We start from the raw sequence: 17,944 nt of genomic DNA on the forward strand, positions 1-17,944 counted from the left end.
GCCGAAGTTAGGCTCGGCCGGGTGAGCGACGAGACGGTGATCCGGGTGATGGTGGTCGACGACCATCCGATGTGGAGAGAAGGGGTGGCCCGGGACCTGACCGAGGCCGGCTATCTCGTGGTGGCCACCAGCGGTGAGGGCCGGCAGGCCGTCCGGGTGGCTCGGGCGGCCCGTCCCGACGTCGTCGTACTCGATCTCCAACTGCCGGACATCTCCGGCGTCGAGGTGATCCACGGCCTGCTGGCGGAGCTGCCCGGGGTACGGGTGCTGATGCTCTCGGCCAGTGGCGAGCAGCAGAGCGTGCTCGACGCGGTGAAGGCGGGGGCCACCGGCTATCTGATCAAGTCGGCCGGTCCGGCGGAGTTCCTGGAGGCGGTCCGGCGCACCGCCGCCGGGGACACCGTCTTCACACCGGGCCTGGCCGGCCTGGTGCTGGGCGAGTACCGGCGGCTCGCCGTCGCGCCCGACCCGCCGGGCAACGAACTGCCCCGGCTCACCGACCGGGAGACCGAGGTGCTCCGGATGGTCGCCAAGGGGGCGTCCTACAAACAGATCGCCACCCGGCTGGGCCTGTCCCACCGGACCGTGCAGAACCACGTACAGAACACGCTCGGCAAGTTGCAGTTGCACAACCGGGTGGAACTCACCCGCTACGCCATCGAACAGGGCCTCGACTGAACCGCCGAGTGGGGCCACCGAGGCTCGCCGGCCCCGCTGGCGTACGGCGGCAGGGCCGGCTCACGGCGGGGGCTGGGTCTCGTTGACGGCCAGTTCCTCCGCGCTCGCCCCGCCGCCGGCAGCTCCGGCGTCGTACGCGATGGAGTCGGTCTCGTCGTCTCCGCGGGCGCCCTGGTCCGGCTCCACCAGCCGGCCGACCGGCCCGCCACCCGGAGCGTCGCCCAGGATGCCGTGGTCGTAGATCGACACCGGTGAGCGTGGATCGGAGGTCGGTCCGGGATCCATCACGTCGGCGTCGAGCTGTGCCTCGGCGGCGGCCTCCTCGCTGTCCGCCTCGGCGGCGATCGCGGGGTCGACCGCGCCGGCGAGGGGATCGTCGACCGGACGTTCGGGCTGTTCCCGCGCGAGCTTGTAGTCCAGCGACTCGCCGTCCAACTGCTCCTCGGCGGTGTTGCCGAAACGGTCGATGGCCAGCGGGCGGTCGCCGGGAAGCGGCGCCGGGTCCGGACCGTCCGCCTCCCGGCCGGTGGCGACGTCGTCCCTGGCCGTCGAGTCGTCGTCGGCGGTGTCGGGCAGACCCTCCGCTTCTGGGTCGGACACGGGCGTCGGAAACTCGTCATCACGCATGACAGATCACTACCCGCTGCCGCCGCACCCGTAACCGGGTCAAGTCGGGTCCGAACACGGCCGGATTCCGGAACACGGCGGTTAGGCGGGGCCCGAACGGGGACGCAGGTGCCGGCGAGGTCTGTCGGATCCTCGGGGGGCGGGCCGTCGACGACGGACCGCCTGGCCGGTGGCGCCGGGCGCCCGGACCGGTTTGCCAGGTTTCCGCTCGGCCCGTCGTGGTTAATGGGAGCCTCTGATCGAACGGCCGTTTGCTCGTGACCCCCGCCTGGAGGTGACCCATGCGCGTTGGCCTCGTCTGCGCACACGCCGGCCCGCCGCAGGAGGTCCGCGGCCGACATGCCGGTACGCATCAGCACGTGGCCCGGTTGGCCGCCGAGCTGGCGGGACGAGGTCACGACGTAAGGGTGTACGAGCGGCTCGACCACCCGGATTCGCCTCCGACGAGTGAGTTCGAGGGTTATCGGCTGGAACGGGTGCCGGTGGGCCCGTCGCGGCGCACACCGACCGGCGAACTGGTGCCGTACGTGCCCGAACTCGGCCGCTGGCTGACCGACCGCTGGGCGGCGGACTGGGCGCCCGAGGTGGTGCACGGGCACTTCTGGATCGGCGGACTGGCCGCGGCCAGCGCGGTCCGGGACACGGTCATCCCGATCGTGCAGACCTTCCACTCGCTCGGCACGGAACAGTTGCGACACCTCGGGGAGCACTACGACGGGCCGGGACAGCGGATCCCGCTGGAGCTGGCGTTGACCCGGGCGGTCGACATGGCGGTCGCCCAGTCCACCCACGAGGTCGACGAACTGACCCGGATGGGGCTGCAACGGGCCTCGGTGACCGTGGTGCCCGCCGGGGTGGACGTCGAGTTGTTCGCTCCCGAGGGCGAGGCGATGCCCCGGGACCGACGTCCCCGGATCCTGGCCGCCGGCGGCCTGTCCCCGGGGCACGGACAGGAGGACCTGATCCGGGCGTTGCGACTGGTCGGGGACGTCGAACTGGTCATCGCGGGCGGCCCGCCCGCCGGCAGCCTCGACAACCACGCCGAGGCCCGCCGGCTGCGGGAGGTCGCGGAGGAGAACGGGGTCGCCGACCAGATCCGGCTGGTGGGTTCGGTGCCGCACGACCAGATGTCCGCCTGGTACCGCTCGGCCGACGTGGTGGCCTGCACCTCCCGGTACGCCGCCGCCGGCCGGGTGCCCATGGAGGCGATGGCCTGTGGCGTGCCGGTGGTCGGATACTCCCTGGGTGGCATCGCGGACACCGTGGTCGACGAGGTGACCGGCCGGCTCGTGCCACCTGGCGACGTACGCGGCCTCGGGGTGACCCTCCGCCGGCTGCTCGCCGCCGACGCGGAGCGGTTCGCGTACGGGCACGCGGCCGTGGACCGGGTGCGTTGCAGCTACACCTGGGACCGTACGGCGAGCGCCCTGGAGCGCCTCTACGAGCGGGTGGTGAGCCGGCGACAGCCCGCTGCGGGTTGACCGGGGACGGAACGGCTGCGGGTCAGCGTCGGGGAACCGGGGCGACCGGGCCGGAACGCCGTACGCCGGGCGCCGCCCGGTCCGGCAGCACCCGGCGACCGGAACGTGCCGCCGGTCGCGGGCGGGAGAGCTCCGGCAGATCCGGGCCGCGCTGTCCCGGGACCAGGGTGTGCTGGTGCTGGGGTTCGGCGTACCGGGTCAGCCCGAGCACCGCGACCAGGGTGACCAGGAAACCGACCCCCGCCAGCCACTCCCGACCCGGCCAGATCCGGTCGCCGAGCAGCAGCAGGCCCACGATCGCCGCCGGTACCGCCCCGGCGGCGTCCATCGCGGCCACCGCAGCGGTGGTGGACCCGCGCTGCATCGCGAGGCCGAGCAGCAACTGGCCGACGATCGAGTGGGCGATCAGCAGGTAGAGCAGTGGATCACGGGGCAGCGCATCGATCGATTGCACCGAGGCCAGCGGCCGGGCGGCCACCGCCGCGGCCGAGAACGCGAGCCCGGCGAGCGAGCCCAGCGCCACCGAACCCGGCGCCCCGTGCAGTCGTACGGCGAAGAAGCCGAGTCCACCGATCACGCCGAGCGCGACCACCAGCCCGATCACGCCGGCCGTGCCGAGTTGCCGGGACGGTGCCGGCTTGGCGGCCAGCACCAGGGCGGTGATCCCGACGAGGAGCAGCACCAGCAGCAGGATCTCGACGACCGGCAACCGCCACTTGAGCACCAGCACTCCGAGCAGGGCGGTGACGCCCAGCCCCGCCGCCACGCTCGCCTGGACCAGGAACAGCGGCAGGTCCCGCCGGGCCAGGAAGGCGAGGACGAATCCGAGCATCTGGCAGCCCAGCCCCACCAGGTAGCTGCGGTGTCCGACCAGCCGCAACAGCAGCCCCGGGTCGAACGTGTGATGCAGGGTCGTCCGGGTCGCCGCCACCGACTGGAGCAGATTGGCAATGCCGTACGCGGCGATCATCGCCGCGAGGAAGCACCAACCGGTGGAGACCACCTGGCGAGGATAGAGGCAGATCCCGCTCTCCGCTCGGTCGGCTAGCCGAGCCGATCGAGGAGATCCTGGTGCAGTTTCCCGTTGCTGGCCACCGCGCTGCCACCACCGGGGCCGGGGCGTCCGGCCAGGTCGGTGAAGGTTCCACCGGCCTCGGTCACGATCGGGATCAACGCGGCCAGGTCCCACAGCGACAGCTCCGGCTCGGCCATCGCGTCCACCGCACCCTCGGCGACCAGCATGTAGCCGTAGAAGTCGCCGTACGCCCGGCTCCGCCAGACCGTCCGGATGATGTCGAGCATCGCGTCGAGCCGGCCGCCCTCCTCCCAGCCGTTCAGGGAGGCGTAGCAGAAGCTGGCGTCGGCGAGCCGCCCCACCCCGGAGACCCGGATCGGGCTGGCGGCGGCCGGGTGCTTGCCCGCGTACGCCCCGAGGCCGGTGGCCGCCCACCAGCGACGGCCGAGCGCGGGTGCGGAGACGAGCCCCACGACCGGCGTATCGCCCTCCATCAGGGAGATCAGCGTGGCCCAGATCGGTACGCCCCGGACGAAGTTCTTGGTGCCGTCGATCGGGTCGACCACCCACTGCCGGGAGCCGCCTCCGGCCGGTGCGACGGAGGCGCCGTACTCCTCGCCGAGCACCCCGTCGCGGGGCCGGGTCCGGGCCAGGGTCGCCCGGATGGCGCGTTCCACGGCGGTGTCCGCGTCGGTGACCGGGGTCAGGTCCGGCTTGGATTCCACGTGGAGGTCGAGGGCCCGGAACCGGGCCATCGAGATCGAGTCGGCGGTGTCGGCGAGCATGTGCGCCAGGGACAGGTCATCCGCGTACCGGGCCATGGCGGGAAACCTACTCGATCGGGTCCGCGAGGTGCGTTAGCATCCCGCGCCGTGGCCTCCGAAACGGTTTCCGACGGAACTCCCGAGATATTGATCGGTCTGCTGGCCGAGCCAGACCGGCTCGCCGCGTTCGCAGCGGTGGTGCTCGGTGCGAGCGGTCCGGCGGAGGTGGCGGAGCGGACCGGGCTGCCCGCCCGGATGGTGGTGGCCGCGCTGCGCCGCCTGGAGTCCGGTGGCCTGGTCAGAACCGAAGGCGGCCGGACCGTCGCCCTGGTCGACGTCTTCAAGGAGGCGGTCCGGGCGCATCCGCCGACGCCACCGGACGCCGACGCGGATCCGGATCCGGCCGTGTCGACGGTGCTGCGGACGTTCGTCCGGGACGGCCGGATCGTCCAGTTCCCGGCCGCGCGGGGGAAGCGCCGGCTGCTGCTGGAGCACGTCGTGACGATCTTCGAACCGGGCGTGCGCTATCCGGAGCGGGAGGTCAACGCCCTGCTGCGGGCCTGGCACGACGACTACGCCACGCTGCGGCGCTATCTGGTCGACGAGGTGCTGCTGACCCGGGAGGACGGCGTCTACTGGCGCAGCGGCGGGCCGGTCGACCTCGAACCGGGCCCGTAGGCGCGGGCCGCCGCACCGGTCACTCGATCTCACCGGCCCGGGAGGCCAGCAGCCGGCGGTACGACGCCAGCCGGCGCGGATCGGCGTTACCCGCCGCCACCCAGGCGTCCAGGGCGCACTCGGTCTCGTCCGGGGTGTGCTCACAGTTGGGCGGGCACTCGACGGTCCCCTCGACCAGATCCGGGAAGCCGTGCAGCAGGCTCTCCGCCGAGACGTGTGCGAGTCCGAAGCTGCGGATCCCGGGCGTGTCGACGATCCAGCCGGGATGGGTCCGCTTGCCGCCGCCGCGTACCGGCGGCAGCCGTAGCGCGACGGCGCTGGTCGAGGTGTGTCGTCCCCGCCCGATCGCGCTGACCGTGCCGACCGCCCTGGCCGCCGCCGGGACGAGCCGGTTGACCAGGGTCGACTTGCCCACTCCCGAGTGGCCGACCATGACCGAGATCCGCTCGCTGAGCAGTTGGCGCACCTCGCCGAGGTCCACCGACGGCCCGACCAGCACGTGCCGCAGGTCCAGTTCCGTGTAGTAACCGAGCACGGCGTCCGGCGCCGCCAGATCGGCCTTGGTGAGGCAGAGCAGCGGCTCGATGTCCGCGTCGTACGCGGCCACCAGGCAGCGGTCGATGAAGCCCGTCCGTGGTGGCGGATCGGCCAGCGAGCTGACGATCACGAGTTGGTCGGCGTTGGCGACGACGACGCGTTCCAGCCGGCCCTCGGCGGTGGTCTCGTCGTCGTCGGCGGTGCGCCGCAGCACCGAGGTCCGCTCCGCGATCCGGACGATCCGGGCCAGCGCCCCGTCCGCGCCGGAGGTGTCACCGACCAGTGCGACCCGGTCGCCGACCACCACCGACTTGCGACCCAGTTCCCGGGCCCGCATCGCGGTGACCGTGCCGACCCCGCCCTTGGCACCGGCGCCGACCGTCAGGTCGTCCTCGGTCACGCAGGTGTAGCGACCGCGGTCGACGGCGATCACGAACCCGTCGACGGCGTCGGCGTGCTGGGGCCGGGTGCGGGTACGCGGACGTGACGAGCGACCGGGTCGTACCCGTACGTCGTCCTCGTCGTATTCCCGCCGCTTGCCCGCCAGGTCCGTCCCCCGTCTCGTTCCGCGGCGACAGCCAGCGACGGGACGAATCGGTCCCGGCTACTGGCGTCCGCCGCCGGCCACCATCGTTGACCATAGTGCCGGGAACTCCGGCATGGTCTTGGAGGTACACGCCACGTCGCTCAGTTCGATCCCCGGGACGGCCAGTCCGATCACCGCCGCCGCGTGGGCCATCCGGTGGTCGGCGTAGGTTTCGAAGAGCCCGCCACGCAGCGGCCGGGGACGGATCTCCAGCCCGTCGGCCGACTCGACGACGTCGGCACCGAGCGTCTGAAGTTCCCGGGCCAGCGCGGCCAGGCGGTCGGTCTCGTGGTTGCGGATGTGCGCCACACCGCGCAGCCGGGACGGCGAGTCGGCCAGTACGGCGAGCGCGGCGAGCACCGGGGTGAACTCGCTGACGTCGGAGAGGTCGGCGTCCAGCCCGTGGATCACGCCGGTGCCCCGTACGGTCAGCCCGTCGGTGCCGAGCGTCACCTCGCCGCCCATCTGCTGGAGCAGCGTACGAAGCGTGTCGACCGGTTGCAGGCTGCTGCGTGGCCAGCCGAGCAGGGTCAGCCCGCCCCCGGTGACCAGCGCGGCGGCGAAGAACGGCACCGCGCCGGAAAGGTCCGGTTCGATGTCCCAGCCGCGTCCGGAGAGCCGGCCCGGCTCCACCGTCCAGACGTTCGGGGTGCTGTCGTCGACCGCGGCACCGGCGGCCCGGAGCATCTGCACGGTCATCCGCAGATGTGGCGCGGACGGGACCGGTGGCCCCTCGTGCCGGACCACGATGCCGCGTTCGAACCGTGCCGCGCCGAGCAGCAGCCCGGAGACGAACTGGCTGGAGGCGGAGGCGTCGATGACCACCTCGCCGCCGGCGACCTGTCCGGCGCCGTGCACGGTCAGCGGCAGTCGTCCGCCGTCGGCCGCGTCGATCCGCAGACCGATCGAGCGGAGCGCGCCGACGAGCGGGCCGAGCGGGCGGATCCGGGCGTACGGGTCGCCGTCGAAGGTGACCGGTCCCTCGGCGAGACCGGCCAGCGGTGGCACGAACCGCATGACGGTGCCGGAGAGTCCGACGTCGACGTGGGCGGGGCCCTGTAGCGGGCGGGGCCGGATCAGCCAGCGGTCGTCGTCCACGATGGAGGCGTGGACGCCCATCGCGCGCAGCCCACCCGCCATCAGTTCGGTGTCCCGGGCGCGCAGCGGATGGCTGAGCGTCGAGGTGCCGTCGGAGACCGCGCTGAGCACCAGGGCCCTGGCGGTCAACGACTTGGAACCGGGCAGGCGCAACGTCGAACCGACCGGGTCGGTCGCGGTCGGCGCGGTCCAGGGTTGGAGCGGCCGGGTCGCCGTCAGATTCGCCACCGTTACAGTCTGCCCGGCGACCGGACCGGGCGGCCCACCGGCCCGGCCCTCCCGCTGCGCGGGACGGCCGAACGGACCGCGAGGCGCTAGCGTGGGCCCCATGTGCGGCAGGTACGCGACGACCCGCAGCGCGGCCGATCTGAGCGCGCTGTTCGAGGCGTACGACGACAGCGGTGACCGGTTGGTGCCCGACTACAACGTGGCTCCCACCGATCCGGTGCCGATCGTCCGGATCTCCGAGCGGGTGGGCGGTTCGGTGCTCTCCGTCGCCCGTTGGGGATTGCTCCCCTCGTGGGCGAAGGACACCCGGGGTGCCGCCCGCATGATCAACGCCAGGGCCGAGACGGTGGCCACCACCCGGGCGTACGCCCAGTCGTTCGCCCGGCGTCGCTGTCTCGTTCCCGCCGACGGCTGGTACGAGTGGGTCCGCCGGGACGGCGCCAAGCAGGCGTACTTCATGACTCCGCGCGACGGGGAGGTGCTCGTCTTCGCCGGTCTCTGGTCGGTCTGGCGGGGTGCCGGTGACCCGCTGCTCAGTTGCAGCGTGGTCACCATGGCGGCGCTCGGCGAGCTGGCGCTGGTGCACGACCGGATGCCGCTGGTGCTGCCCCGGCACCGTTGGTCCGACTGGTTGTCGGGCGACGATGCTGACCCGGCGGGGCTCCTCGCTGCGCCGTCCGCCCAGGCGCTCGCGGCCATCGAGGTCCGGCCGGTCGGCAGGGGTGTCGGTGACGTCCGGAACGACGGGCCGGAACTGGTGGCCAGGGTCCCGGCCCCGCCACTGGGAGCGTTACCAGAAGACCCGGTCTTATCGACACTGTTCTGAGAACGCTCCGGCACATTCGTGTGCACCGATTTGCCACTGTTCGGCATAGATCGTCGTACCGACTTTTCCACACCTTTGCTTGAAGCACTTGTCACCCCTCGTGTTCGTGCGATAGAACACAGCGCCGGCAGTGGGTGTCGGCTCGCACCGGGCGAGCGACGCTCATCGGAACATTGTCGGTCCCACGGGGGAGGTGGGTGAATGACACGGGCGCGGATGCCACGCCCGCACGAGGTTGCCATGGCGCGACGAGACCCGAGATTGCTCCGGGCGCTCACTGAGCGGCGGCTCGACGATGCCTGGCGAACCAGAGGGGTATGCCAGAGCGTGGATCCTGAGACGTTCTTTCCGGCACCGAGCGAACCGGCCGATTCGGCGGTCGCGTTGTGCCGGACATGTGACGTACAGGGGCCCTGCCTGGCCTGGGCGCTGGAGGTGGGTGACTGTCACGGTGTGTGGGGAGCGACCACGCCCCGTGAGCGACGGGCGATGTTGGTCGCCTGGCGGGATCAGGTGGAGCGTGACCCGGACGCGGCCGGCGACGCCGGCCCCCCGGTCCGGGACCGGCTACTGACCCTGATCCCACTCAGTACGAGTCGTCACTGAGCAAAGAGCACAGATCGCTGGTCGTCGGCCGTCGACCCCCGGGGGTGGGCCGTGGCCGACGACCAGCGGACGTCTTCGGCCGGGCCGGACCACGATCGGCGATATCCCGGTCGGACCTGCCATACAGTGACGCCGTGCGCCGCAGTGACGAGATCGACACGCCACGGGGGCCGGCTCGGGCGGACGTCGACCTGCCGCACTCCGAACCCGCGACCCTGCTGGTGCTCGGGCACGGCGCGGGCGGCGACGTGGACGCGCCCGACCTGGTCGCGCTCCGGAACGCCGCGCTCGGTGCGGGAATCGGGGTGGCCAGGGTCACCCAGCCGTACCGGGTGGCCGGTCGACGGGCACCGGCACCCGCCGGTCACCTCGACGAGGCCTGGACGGCGGTCGTCGGGGAACTGATGCGACGGCATCGCTCGATCCCGACCCTGGTCGTCGGCGGTCGATCCAGCGGCGCCCGGGTCGCCTGCCGTACCGCCGGTGCACTGTCGGCGTCCGGTGTCGTCGCGCTGGCCTTTCCGCTGCGTCCACCCCGGGCTCCGGAGCGGTCCCGGGCGGCGGAACTGGAGACCGGCCTGCCCACCCTGGTGGTGAACGGCGATCGGGACCCGTTCGGTGTGCCGTCGGCCGGACCGCGGATCCGGGTCGAGGTGCGGCCGGGGGAGCGGCACGACCTTCGACGTGACCCGGTGGGCATCGCCGAGGTGGTGGTGGACTGGCTCCGGGAGCGGGGCTGGACGGCCTGAGGACGCGGTGGGACGCCCGTTTCTCCGTACCGGGGTGATCGTTGCTCCTTCTGATGCCGGACACCGCACGGGTGATGCGAATCCACTGCGGCGCCCGGTTTCATCCTCCCAGGCCCTTCCTGGTCCCAGCGGTGGCGAGTCGAGCCGGATTGGCCGCGGCCGGGGCCAGGGACGGGCGGTGGTCGGAATGCCTCGCCGGTCGGACGGGTTACAACTCCCGGAAGCTACTGCGTACGAGGGGGTCTGACCGGTGTCGACCGAGACACGGAGCCTGGAGCACGAGCGGAACGCCGCACGGCGGCTCGACCTGTGGCGGAACGGACGGCCCGGCCCATCGCCGGCTGATCGGGCCGCGGTGAGCACCGGCACGACCCGAACGCAATCGCCGGGTCGGGTTTTCCGCGTATCCTCGGCGGGACAGCCGACTAGCGCCGCGGCGGTGGTGAAGGAGGCCGCTGCGCCGGTTCGGTATCGAGGCGAGGGAGACGCGCGGTTGACACGACCGGAGAAAACGGACGAGCGTACGGACGAGCGGCGGGCCCGGTTCGAGCGCGACGCGCTGCCCTTCGTCGACCAGTTGTACGCCGCCGGCCTGCGGATGACCCGCAATCCCGCCGACGCCGAGGATCTGGTCCAGGAAACGTACCTGAAGGCATTCGCCGCGTTTCACCAGTTCGAAGAGGGTACGAATCTCAAGGCGTGGCTCTATCGGATCCTGACCAACACCTACATCAACTCGTACCGTCGCCGGCAGCGTCAGCCTGTCCAGGCGCCCACCGAGGAGATCACCGACTGGCAACTCGCCGAGGCTGAGTCGCACACCTCCAGCGGGTTGCGGTCCGCGGAGACCGAGGCGCTGGACCGGCTGCCGGACAGCGACGTCAAAGAGGCGTTGCAGCAACTTCCGGAGGACTTCCGGCTCGCGGTCTACCTGACCGACGTCGAGGGGTTTTCCTACAAGGAGGTCGCCGACATCATGGGAACGCCGATCGGCACCGTGATGTCCCGGTTGCACCGTGGTCGGCGGAACCTGCGGAAGCTGCTTGAGCGTTACGCTGCCGAGCGGGGCTTTTCGTCCGCCCCGTCGACCAGGTCCGCAGCCGCTGGCCAGGAGGTGTGAGCAAGCATGAGTTGCGGTGAACCACACGAGACCGACTGCCGTGAGGTGCTCACCGAGGTCTACCTATACCTCGACCTCGAGTGCGCCGACGACCGGCGGAACCTGATCCGGGACCATCTCGACGAATGCTCCCCCTGCCTGCGCGAGTACGGCATCGAGCAGGAGGTCAAGGCGCTGGTCGCCCGGTGCTGCGGCAACGAGACCGCGCCCGCCGACCTGCGCGAGCGGCTGCGTCTCCGCCTCGCCGAGCTGGTCTTCGAGAACGAGTCCCGGGAGTACCTGGCCGACTGACGCCTCGGCCGGTCCCGTTCCGCCCCCTTTGGGCGGTGGATGGGACGGATCACCGGGCCGGGGCCGGGCCACCTTGACCGCACCACGCGATCGTCGATGGTCCCCTGCCCCGCCCGGTCCGTCCAGGCTCGGCTCCGCCGATGCTCAGGAGTTGGGGCGCTTGCCGTGGTTGGCGGCGCTCTTCTTGCGTGCCTTCTTCTTACGTGACTTCTTCGCCATGCTTGACCTCCCGTCTCTTCCGGCGAGCGGCGGCGGTCATTACGGTGCGCCGCCCTTGCTGTGCTCGCGCCGGGCAATCCTCCCATGGCGGCTCGGCCGGACCCGCCGAGGCCGAGCGGCTGGATCGCCGCCAAGGACCCGAGGCGGGCCGTCGCATGATTGGATACCGTTCGCAGGTATCAGTGACGACGAGGGGGGCCTGATGGCCGAGGAGATTCGCGCCGAGATGGTGGCCAACGTCTGGAAGGTCGTTGCCGCGGCCGGCGACTCGGTGTCCGAGGGCGACACGCTGGTGATCCTCGAGTCGATGAAGATGGAGATCCCCGTGATCGCCGAGTCCGACGGGGTGCTCCGGGAACTCGCCGTCAACGAGGGCGACGTCGTACAGGACGGCGACCTGATCGCCGTCATCGACTGACCGGCGTGGACGCGGAGGACCGGATGGCCACGCTGCTGGTCCGGCGTGCCGAGCCGGCCGACTTCGACGCGATCGCCCGGCTGACCGTTGCCGCGTACCGGGCGGACGGACAGCTCGCCGGCGAGTCCGGGTACGAGCGGACCCTTCTCGACGTGTCGTCCCGGTCCGACGCGGGTGAACTCCTGGTGGCCGTGGACGAGGCCACCGGCGAGGTGCTCGGTTCCGTCCTGTTCGTGGTGCCGGGCACCCCGTACGCCCAGTTGGCGGGGGCGGGCGAGGCGGAGTTCCGGATGCTGGCCGTGGATCCGGCGGCGCAGGGGCGTGGTGCCGGCGAGTCGCTGGTCCGGGCCTGCCTGGACCGTGCCACCGCCCTCGGCTGCCATGGCGTGGTCATCTGCACCCGCAGTTTCTCCGCTCCGGCGCACCGGCTCTACGCGCGGCTCGGCTTCGTCCGTACCCCGGAGCGCGACTGGTCGCCGGATCCGGGGGTGGACCTGCACGCCCTCCGGATCGACCTGGCCGGCGTGCCGTCCCCGGTGGCGGCGGAGGCGAGCCGGGGCTGATCCGGCGCGGAACGGCTAACTCCGCAGCGCGGTCCGGTCCTCGTCGGCTCCGGACGCCCCGATCCGGTCCAGCATCTCGTACGCGACATCGAGGGCGAGCTGCTTCCGCTGCTCGACGGTGATGTCCGGCCCGCGGAGCGCGAACGTGCTCCCGTGCACGGCGAAGATGGCCAGCGTCGCCCGGAGCTGCCCGGCGGGCGACGGGTCGGCGCGGGAGAGCACCGCGGCCATCTGCAGCAGCCGGTCCCTCATCATCTGTCCGGAGGACAGGTGCGTGAGCACCGTCCGGTTCTGCTCGAAGAACTGCATCACGGTGTGTCCCGTGTCGCCGAAGAACTCCTCCGAGTACCGCTGGAGTATCGCTCGGCGTCCGGCGGCGTCGGCCGGCTGATGCCCGGCCCACTCGATCAGCCCGTCCAACCGTTCGATCCGGTCGGAGACGAAGCTGGTGACGATGTCGTCCTTGCTCTTGAAGTGGTAGTACAGCGCGGCCTTGGTGACTCCGAGCCGTTCGGCGATCTCCCGCAGGGATGTCTTCTCGTATCCCTGCTCGGTGAACAGCTCGAGGGCCACGGCCTGGATGCGGGACCGCGTATCGCCTGTGCTGCCGGTCACCGGGACCACCTTTCCTAATCACTTGACGCGAACCAGGCATTCAACTTACCGTGCGGCAAGTAAGATAACTAGCCGGTCGGCAAGTAAGTGGTTCGCAACTCAGGGGGAGCGTAGATGACCACGACGGCGGAGGCGCCGGTAAGAGTCAACATCAGGGTGGTGCTCGGCGGCCTGATGATCGCGATGATGCTCGCGATGCTCGACAACATGATCGTGAGCACGGCACTGCCGAGGATCGTGGGGGAATTCGGCGGGCTGAACCACTTCACCTGGGTGGTCACCGCGTACGTGCTGGGCACCACCGTGTCCACGCCCATCTGGGGCAAGCTGGGGGACCTGTACGGGCGCAAGTCGGTCTTCCTCACCTCGATCGGGATCTTCCTGTTCGGTTCGGCGCTCTGCGGAATGGCCGGTTCGAGCCTGCTCGGCGGACCCGGCGACGGCATGATGGAGCTGATCGGGTTCCGCGCGGTGCAGGGCCTGGGCGCGGGCGGGCTCATGGTCGGGGTGATGGCGATCATCGGTGACCTCGTGCCGCCGCGGGAGCGGGGCCGCTACCAGGGCATGATCGCCGGCATCATGGCCATCGCCATGGTGGCAGGGCCGCTGGCCGGTGGCTTCATCACCGACCACCTCTCCTGGCGCTGGGCGTTCTACGTCAACCTGCCGCTCGGCGGGGTGGCGCTGGTCCTGCTGGCCACCCGCATGCACCTGCCGAAGTACCGCACCGAGCACCGGATCGACTGGCTCGGCGCCGCGCTGCTCTCGGTCGGCATCACCGCGATCGTCCTGGTCACCACCTGGGGCGGCAACGAGTACGACTGGACGTCCGGGCAGATCCTCGGGTTGGCCGTACTCGCCGTGCTGTCGCTGGTCGCGTTCGGACTGGTCGAGCGCCGGGTGTCCGAGCCGATCCTGTCGCTGGGCCTGTTCGCCAACCGCAACTTCGCGGTGATCTCGGCGATCGGCTTCCTGCTCGGGTTCGCGATGTTCGGCGCGATGAACTTCCTGCCGCTGTTCCAGCAGACCGTGCAGGGCGCATCGGCGACCAACAGCGGACTCCTGCTGCTGCCACTGATGTTCGGCATGCTGGTGGTGTCGATCGTGGTCGGCCGGACGATCACCAAGACCGGCCGCTACCGCGCCTTCCCCATCATCGGCGGCATCGTGATGACCGTCGGCATGGCGCTGCTGATGATGCTCGACGTTCACACGAGCAAGCTGGAGTCCTCGCTCTACATGGTGGTGCTCGGGGTCGGCATGGGCTTCCTGATGCAGACATCGATGTTGATCGCCCAGAACAGCGTGGAGCAGAAGGACCTGGGCGCGGCCAGCGGCGCGGCCACCTTCTTCCGGTCGATCGGCGGCTCGTTCGGTGTCTCGCTGTTCGGGGCGATCTTCGCCAACCGGCTGGCCGACTCGGCGGCCGGTCCGGCGCTGAGCGGCGGCGATGGCGCCGGAGTGGACCCCGCAGCACTACAGGGGTTGCCGACTGAGCAGCGGCTCGCCGTGCTCGGCGGCCTGGCCGACTCGATCAGTGGGGTCTTCCTGTGGGCGGTTCCGTTCGCCCTGGCCGTCGCGGTGCTGGCCTGGTTCATCAAGGAGATCCCGTTGCGTGGCTCACTGGACAAGCCGGCCGAGGGTGCGAGCCCGGAGGAGCAGGCGGAGACGGCGCTGGCCAGCCCGCCGGTGCGCTGATCCGCTGACGGTGTCGCCAGCCCTCGGGCTGGCGACACCGCGGCCGGCCGGCCGGCCGCGTCGCTCAACGCCGTCGGACGAGCCGGCTCCACATCCGGCTCCACATCCGGTGCCACAGTTGCCCGAACCGGCGGAGCCGGCTCGCCCGTGCGACGTTTTCCCGGGCGAGGAGCTGACGGGCGGCATCGACCGCGGCCGGCTCGGCCAACGGGGTGGCCAGGACAAGCTGGGCCAGTGACCGCTTGACCGAGACCGGCCGACGCCCGGCCACCTCGACCGCGTCCACCAGCCGCTCGGCCGCGACCCGGGCCACGTCGGTACGCACCGACGGGTCCACCCAGGCGGCGGTGACCAGGGCGAAGAGTGCCGCCTCGGTGATCCAGTCCTCGACGCCCCAGACCAGGTCGAGCAGTACCCGGCGACGGGTCGAGTCCGGCCACGGCTCGTCCGTACGGTGGTGCAGCAGGCCGAGACAGACCCAGACCTGGACGCAGCGCACCCACAGCGTCGGATCGTGCTCGGCCAGGGTCCGGCCCAGCTCGGTCGGCGGCGGCTCCGGCGGGTGCACGAGGAGACCCAGCAGGTCGTCGAGTTCGACGGTGGCGAGCCCGACCGCCGCGTCGTAGGCGGCCGGCGGATGCGGCCACGCCGGATGGGCCAGGTGCCGGATCCGTTCCACCGCCGGGGCGGCCGGCTCGGGCAGCGTCGGCACGGCGTCCGTACCGTCGTAGCGCCACAGCCGACGGGCGACCGGCCGACGTGGCTCGCGCAGGTCCGGTGCGGGTGTCCGCTCGACCGTGACGGTCAGGTCGGCGGCCTCGCCGAGCGCGGTCCGCATCGCGCTCGGCGGCTCCAACTCGGTCAGCAGGAGATGTACGCCGAGGCCGGACTCCCCGGCGCCGAGCCGTTGCCGTACCGCCACGGCCACCTTCTCGGTCGCCGCCGGAACCCGGCCCAGCCACGGCTGACCGTGGCAGCACTCGGCGAGGTCGCTGTGTTCGTGCGAGTCGTCCGGATGGTCCCGCTGGAAGTCGGCGAGCGCCACGAGATGGTCGAGCGCACCGTCCCGTCGGTAGCGCAGCCGGTGACCGGTGTGTACGGCGCAGTCGAAGGACGGATCCCGGGCCAACGCACGGTCGATCCAGTCCAGGGCCTCGTCGAGCTGGCCGTGGTCGGCGAGCGTACCGGCGATGTCCGCGTACACCGAGAGGTCGTCCGGGTCGTGCTCGACCGCCCGGCGCAGGGCGGCGAGCGCGTCGTCGGTGCGCCCGGCGCTGCGGTAGGCGTAGCCCAGCCACACCTCGGAGAGCTTCGACGGCAACTCCCGGGTTCCCCGACTGGCCCACTCGACGGCCAGGGTGATCGCGCCGACCCGGCGGGCCAGTGCCGAGGACGCGCCGAGCAGCAGGCCGTGTCGCGGGTGCGCGGCCACCGCGTGCCGGGCCAGCCGCAGGTACGGCCAGAGGGGTTCCCGGGCGGTTTCCGGTACCGGATCGGGGATGCCGGCGCAGACCTGCATCAGGATCCGGGCGATCCGGTCCGGGTCGAGATGGCCGGGCAGCTCCGGAGCGCTGACCCAGGGCACACCGGCCCAGTCGGCGGAGGGGGCGTGCCCGGTCGCGGCGGCCAGCAGCTCCAGTCCGTCGGCGGGGCGCCCGGCGGCGGCGAGCAGGTGTGCCCGGGCCACCACCGTGCCGATGAAGGGGTGCTGGTCGAGCGGGAAGAGTTCCACCCCACCGCCGGACCGGGCGGCGAGCTGGGCGAGTGCCTCGTGGACCTCGGGCATCGTCGGCGCGTACGCGATCGCCCCGGCCAGGTGCCCGGCGGCGTGTCGCAGGTCGCCGTCGTCGAGCGCCAGCCGGGCCAGCGCCAGTTCGCCCTCGGCCGACAGCCGGGGGTCGTCCGTTCCCTCGGGCACCGAGTCGACCCTTCGCCGCACGTGGATTTTCCCCTGGGTTGGGGAGCCTAGGGCATGTGGACGGAGCGTGGTGATCTACTGCGCAAAGCTGCTCGTTCAATTGCCTAATTACCTTGAATCGTGCAACGCTGAGCATCAAACGCGCGGGTTTCGCGCATGAGGAGGTCATCATGGCGCAACCAGGAGCCGGCATGGCGGCGGACATCGCCGAGCAGCCGGAGGGCTTCGCGCGACTGCTGGAACCGGGATCCCTTGCCGCGATTGCCCAGGTGGCGGCCGTGATCGCCGAACGCCGACCCCGACACGTGGTGTTCACCGCCCGGGGCACCTCGGACCACGCGGCGCTCTACGCCGCCTACCTCGCCGAGATCCGGCTCGGCCTGCCGGCCGGGCTCGCCTCCCCGAGCACGATCACCGTCTTCGGCGCCCGACCGGACCTGTCCGAGGCGCTCGTCGTCGGGGTCAGCCAGAGCGGCGGCTCACCCGACCTGACCGAGGTGCTCCGGGTGGCCCGATCGGCCGGGGCGCTGACCCTGGCGGTGACCAACGCGCCCGACTCACCGCTGACCCAGGCGGCGGAACTCTCCATCGACGTCGTCGCCGGGCACGAGCGGGCCGTCGCCGCCACCAAGACGTACACCGCCGAACTGCTCGCCCTGCTGCTGCTGGTCGAGGGGATCCGGGCCGGGAACGGCGTACTCCCCGCCGACGAGCGGGCCGCACTGGAGACACTGCCGGAACTGGCCCGCCGTACCCTCGCCGATCCGGTTCCGGGTCAACTGGCGCCCCGCTACCGCTTCGCGGACCGGATGGTCACCACCGGCCGGGGGTACGCCTACCCGACCGCCCGGGAGGCGGCGCTGAAGCTGATGGAGACCTCGTACCTGCCGGCGCTCGCCTTCTCCGGCGCGGACCTGCTGCACGGCCCACTGGCAATGACCGACCCGGACGTTCCGGTGCTCGCCGTCGTCGGTCCCGGGCTCGGCGGTGGAGCCATGCGGGACGTGGTCACCAAACTCGGCGAGCGCGGCGCCGACCTGGTCGTCGTCGGACCGTCCGAGATCGACGGCGCCGCCGCACACCTGACGGTGCCGGAGGTCGACGAGCGGTACGCCCCGATGCTGGACATCCTGCCGGTGCAGCGGCTCGCCCTGGCCCTGGCCCTGGCCCGGGGCGAGGACCCCGACGCCCCACGCGGCCTGAACAAGGTAACCGCCACCCTCTAACCC

The 17,944-nt window shown here is 71.7% G+C and carries 20 protein-coding genes; 12 read left to right on the top strand and 8 right to left on the bottom strand.

Annotated elements, in window-relative coordinates; translation table 11 throughout:
* Nucleotides 1-48: 48 nt before the first annotated feature.
* The gene (locus I0C86_RS13595) at nt 49-678 is read left to right on the top strand and encodes a response regulator (protein WP_196201619.1); all 630 of its coding nucleotides are present in this window, start codon (nt 49-51) and stop codon (nt 676-678) included.
* A gap of 60 nt (nt 679-738) precedes the next feature.
* Here the strand turns inward: I0C86_RS13595 and I0C86_RS13600 are convergent, their stop codons facing one another.
* Complete coding sequence (locus tag I0C86_RS13600; RefSeq protein WP_196201605.1) at nt 739-1,305, bottom strand: DUF5709 domain-containing protein; 567 nt, start codon at nt 1,303-1,305, stop codon at nt 739-741.
* A gap of 281 nt (nt 1,306-1,586) precedes the next feature.
* Here I0C86_RS13600 and I0C86_RS13605 point away from each other — a divergent pair, with 281 nt between their 5' ends.
* A complete protein-coding gene (locus I0C86_RS13605; RefSeq protein WP_196201606.1) occupies nt 1,587-2,786 on the top strand; it encodes a glycosyltransferase in 1,200 nt (399 codons plus the stop codon).
* Nucleotides 2,787-2,808: 22 nt separating this feature from the next.
* Here the strand turns inward: I0C86_RS13605 and I0C86_RS13610 are convergent, their stop codons facing one another.
* Both I0C86_RS13610 and hisN read right to left on the bottom strand, forming a co-directional pair.
* The gene (locus tag I0C86_RS13610) at nt 2,809-3,756 is read right to left on the bottom strand and encodes a hypothetical protein (RefSeq protein WP_230394116.1); all 948 of its coding nucleotides are present in this window, start codon (nt 3,754-3,756) and stop codon (nt 2,809-2,811) included.
* A gap of 74 nt (nt 3,757-3,830) precedes the next feature.
* On the bottom strand, nt 3,831-4,622 hold the full coding sequence (hisN, locus tag I0C86_RS13615; RefSeq protein WP_196201607.1) for a histidinol-phosphatase: 792 nt from the start codon (nt 4,620-4,622) through the stop codon (nt 3,831-3,833).
* 51 nt (nt 4,623-4,673) lie between these two features.
* Here hisN and I0C86_RS13620 point away from each other — a divergent pair, with 51 nt between their 5' ends.
* Entirely contained in the window at nt 4,674-5,243 is a 570-nt protein-coding gene (locus I0C86_RS13620; protein WP_323373625.1) for a DUF2087 domain-containing protein, read from the top strand.
* Nucleotides 5,244-5,262: 19 nt separating this feature from the next.
* Here I0C86_RS13620 and rsgA read toward each other — a convergent pair whose 3' ends face one another.
* The gene (gene rsgA, locus I0C86_RS13625) at nt 5,263-6,213 is read right to left on the bottom strand and encodes a ribosome small subunit-dependent GTPase A (RefSeq protein WP_323373626.1); all 951 of its coding nucleotides are present in this window, start codon (nt 6,211-6,213) and stop codon (nt 5,263-5,265) included.
* 171 nt (nt 6,214-6,384) lie between these two features.
* Nucleotides 6,385-7,692, bottom strand: coding sequence for a 3-phosphoshikimate 1-carboxyvinyltransferase (gene aroA, locus I0C86_RS13630; protein ID WP_196201608.1), 1,308 nt, complete (start codon nt 7,690-7,692; stop codon nt 6,385-6,387).
* A gap of 100 nt (nt 7,693-7,792) precedes the next feature.
* Between aroA and I0C86_RS13635 the strand changes: the two genes are divergently transcribed.
* The 5 genes from I0C86_RS13635 (at nt 7,793) to rsrA (ending at nt 11,284) form a co-directional block, all read left to right on the top strand.
* Nucleotides 7,793-8,518 (top strand): SOS response-associated peptidase, encoded by a 726-nt coding sequence (locus I0C86_RS13635; protein WP_196201609.1) that lies wholly within the window; start codon nt 7,793-7,795, stop codon nt 8,516-8,518.
* A 201-nt stretch (nt 8,519-8,719) separates the two neighbouring features.
* A complete protein-coding gene (locus I0C86_RS13640) occupies nt 8,720-9,124 on the top strand; it encodes a WhiB family transcriptional regulator (protein ID WP_196201610.1) in 405 nt (134 codons plus the stop codon).
* Nucleotides 9,125-9,258: 134 nt separating this feature from the next.
* Nucleotides 9,259-9,873, top strand: a complete 615-nt coding sequence (locus I0C86_RS13645) for an alpha/beta hydrolase family protein (RefSeq protein WP_196201611.1) — start codon at nt 9,259-9,261, stop codon at nt 9,871-9,873.
* Nucleotides 9,874-10,123: 250 nt separating this feature from the next.
* Nucleotides 10,124-10,993, top strand: a complete 870-nt coding sequence (locus tag I0C86_RS13650; protein WP_323373627.1) for a sigma-70 family RNA polymerase sigma factor — start codon at nt 10,124-10,126, stop codon at nt 10,991-10,993.
* A gap of 6 nt (nt 10,994-10,999) precedes the next feature.
* The gene (gene rsrA, locus I0C86_RS13655; RefSeq protein WP_196201613.1) at nt 11,000-11,284 is read left to right on the top strand and encodes a mycothiol system anti-sigma-R factor; all 285 of its coding nucleotides are present in this window, start codon (nt 11,000-11,002) and stop codon (nt 11,282-11,284) included.
* A 144-nt stretch (nt 11,285-11,428) separates the two neighbouring features.
* Here rsrA and I0C86_RS45450 read toward each other — a convergent pair whose 3' ends face one another.
* Nucleotides 11,429-11,503, bottom strand: a complete 75-nt coding sequence (locus tag I0C86_RS45450) for a 50S ribosomal protein bL37 (RefSeq protein ID WP_369814844.1) — start codon at nt 11,501-11,503, stop codon at nt 11,429-11,431.
* 202 nt (nt 11,504-11,705) lie between these two features.
* Between I0C86_RS45450 and I0C86_RS13660 the strand changes: the two genes are divergently transcribed.
* Complete coding sequence (locus I0C86_RS13660; protein WP_196201614.1) at nt 11,706-11,921, top strand: biotin/lipoyl-binding carrier protein; 216 nt, start codon at nt 11,706-11,708, stop codon at nt 11,919-11,921.
* A 23-nt stretch (nt 11,922-11,944) separates the two neighbouring features.
* The gene (locus tag I0C86_RS13665; protein WP_196201622.1) at nt 11,945-12,484 is read left to right on the top strand and encodes a GNAT family N-acetyltransferase; all 540 of its coding nucleotides are present in this window, start codon (nt 11,945-11,947) and stop codon (nt 12,482-12,484) included.
* Between the two features lie 15 nt (nt 12,485-12,499).
* Here I0C86_RS13665 and I0C86_RS13670 read toward each other — a convergent pair whose 3' ends face one another.
* Entirely contained in the window at nt 12,500-13,099 is a 600-nt protein-coding gene (locus I0C86_RS13670; RefSeq protein WP_196201615.1) for a TetR/AcrR family transcriptional regulator, read from the bottom strand.
* Between the two features lie 114 nt (nt 13,100-13,213).
* Between I0C86_RS13670 and I0C86_RS13675 the strand changes: the two genes are divergently transcribed.
* Nucleotides 13,214-14,797 (top strand): MDR family MFS transporter, encoded by a 1,584-nt coding sequence (locus I0C86_RS13675; protein ID WP_196201616.1) that lies wholly within the window; start codon nt 13,214-13,216, stop codon nt 14,795-14,797.
* A gap of 64 nt (nt 14,798-14,861) precedes the next feature.
* Here I0C86_RS13675 and I0C86_RS13680 read toward each other — a convergent pair whose 3' ends face one another.
* The gene (locus tag I0C86_RS13680; RefSeq protein ID WP_323373628.1) at nt 14,862-16,715 is read right to left on the bottom strand and encodes a tetratricopeptide repeat protein; all 1,854 of its coding nucleotides are present in this window, start codon (nt 16,713-16,715) and stop codon (nt 14,862-14,864) included.
* Between the two features lie 191 nt (nt 16,716-16,906).
* Between I0C86_RS13680 and I0C86_RS13685 the strand changes: the two genes are divergently transcribed.
* Entirely contained in the window at nt 16,907-17,941 is a 1,035-nt protein-coding gene (locus I0C86_RS13685; protein WP_196201624.1) for an SIS domain-containing protein, read from the top strand.
* Nucleotides 17,942-17,944 lie beyond the last annotated feature (3 nt).

It is taken from the genome of Plantactinospora alkalitolerans (assembly GCF_015690345.1).
In the GTDB taxonomy this organism is placed as follows: domain Bacteria; phylum Actinomycetota; class Actinomycetes; order Mycobacteriales; family Micromonosporaceae; genus Plantactinospora; species Plantactinospora alkalitolerans.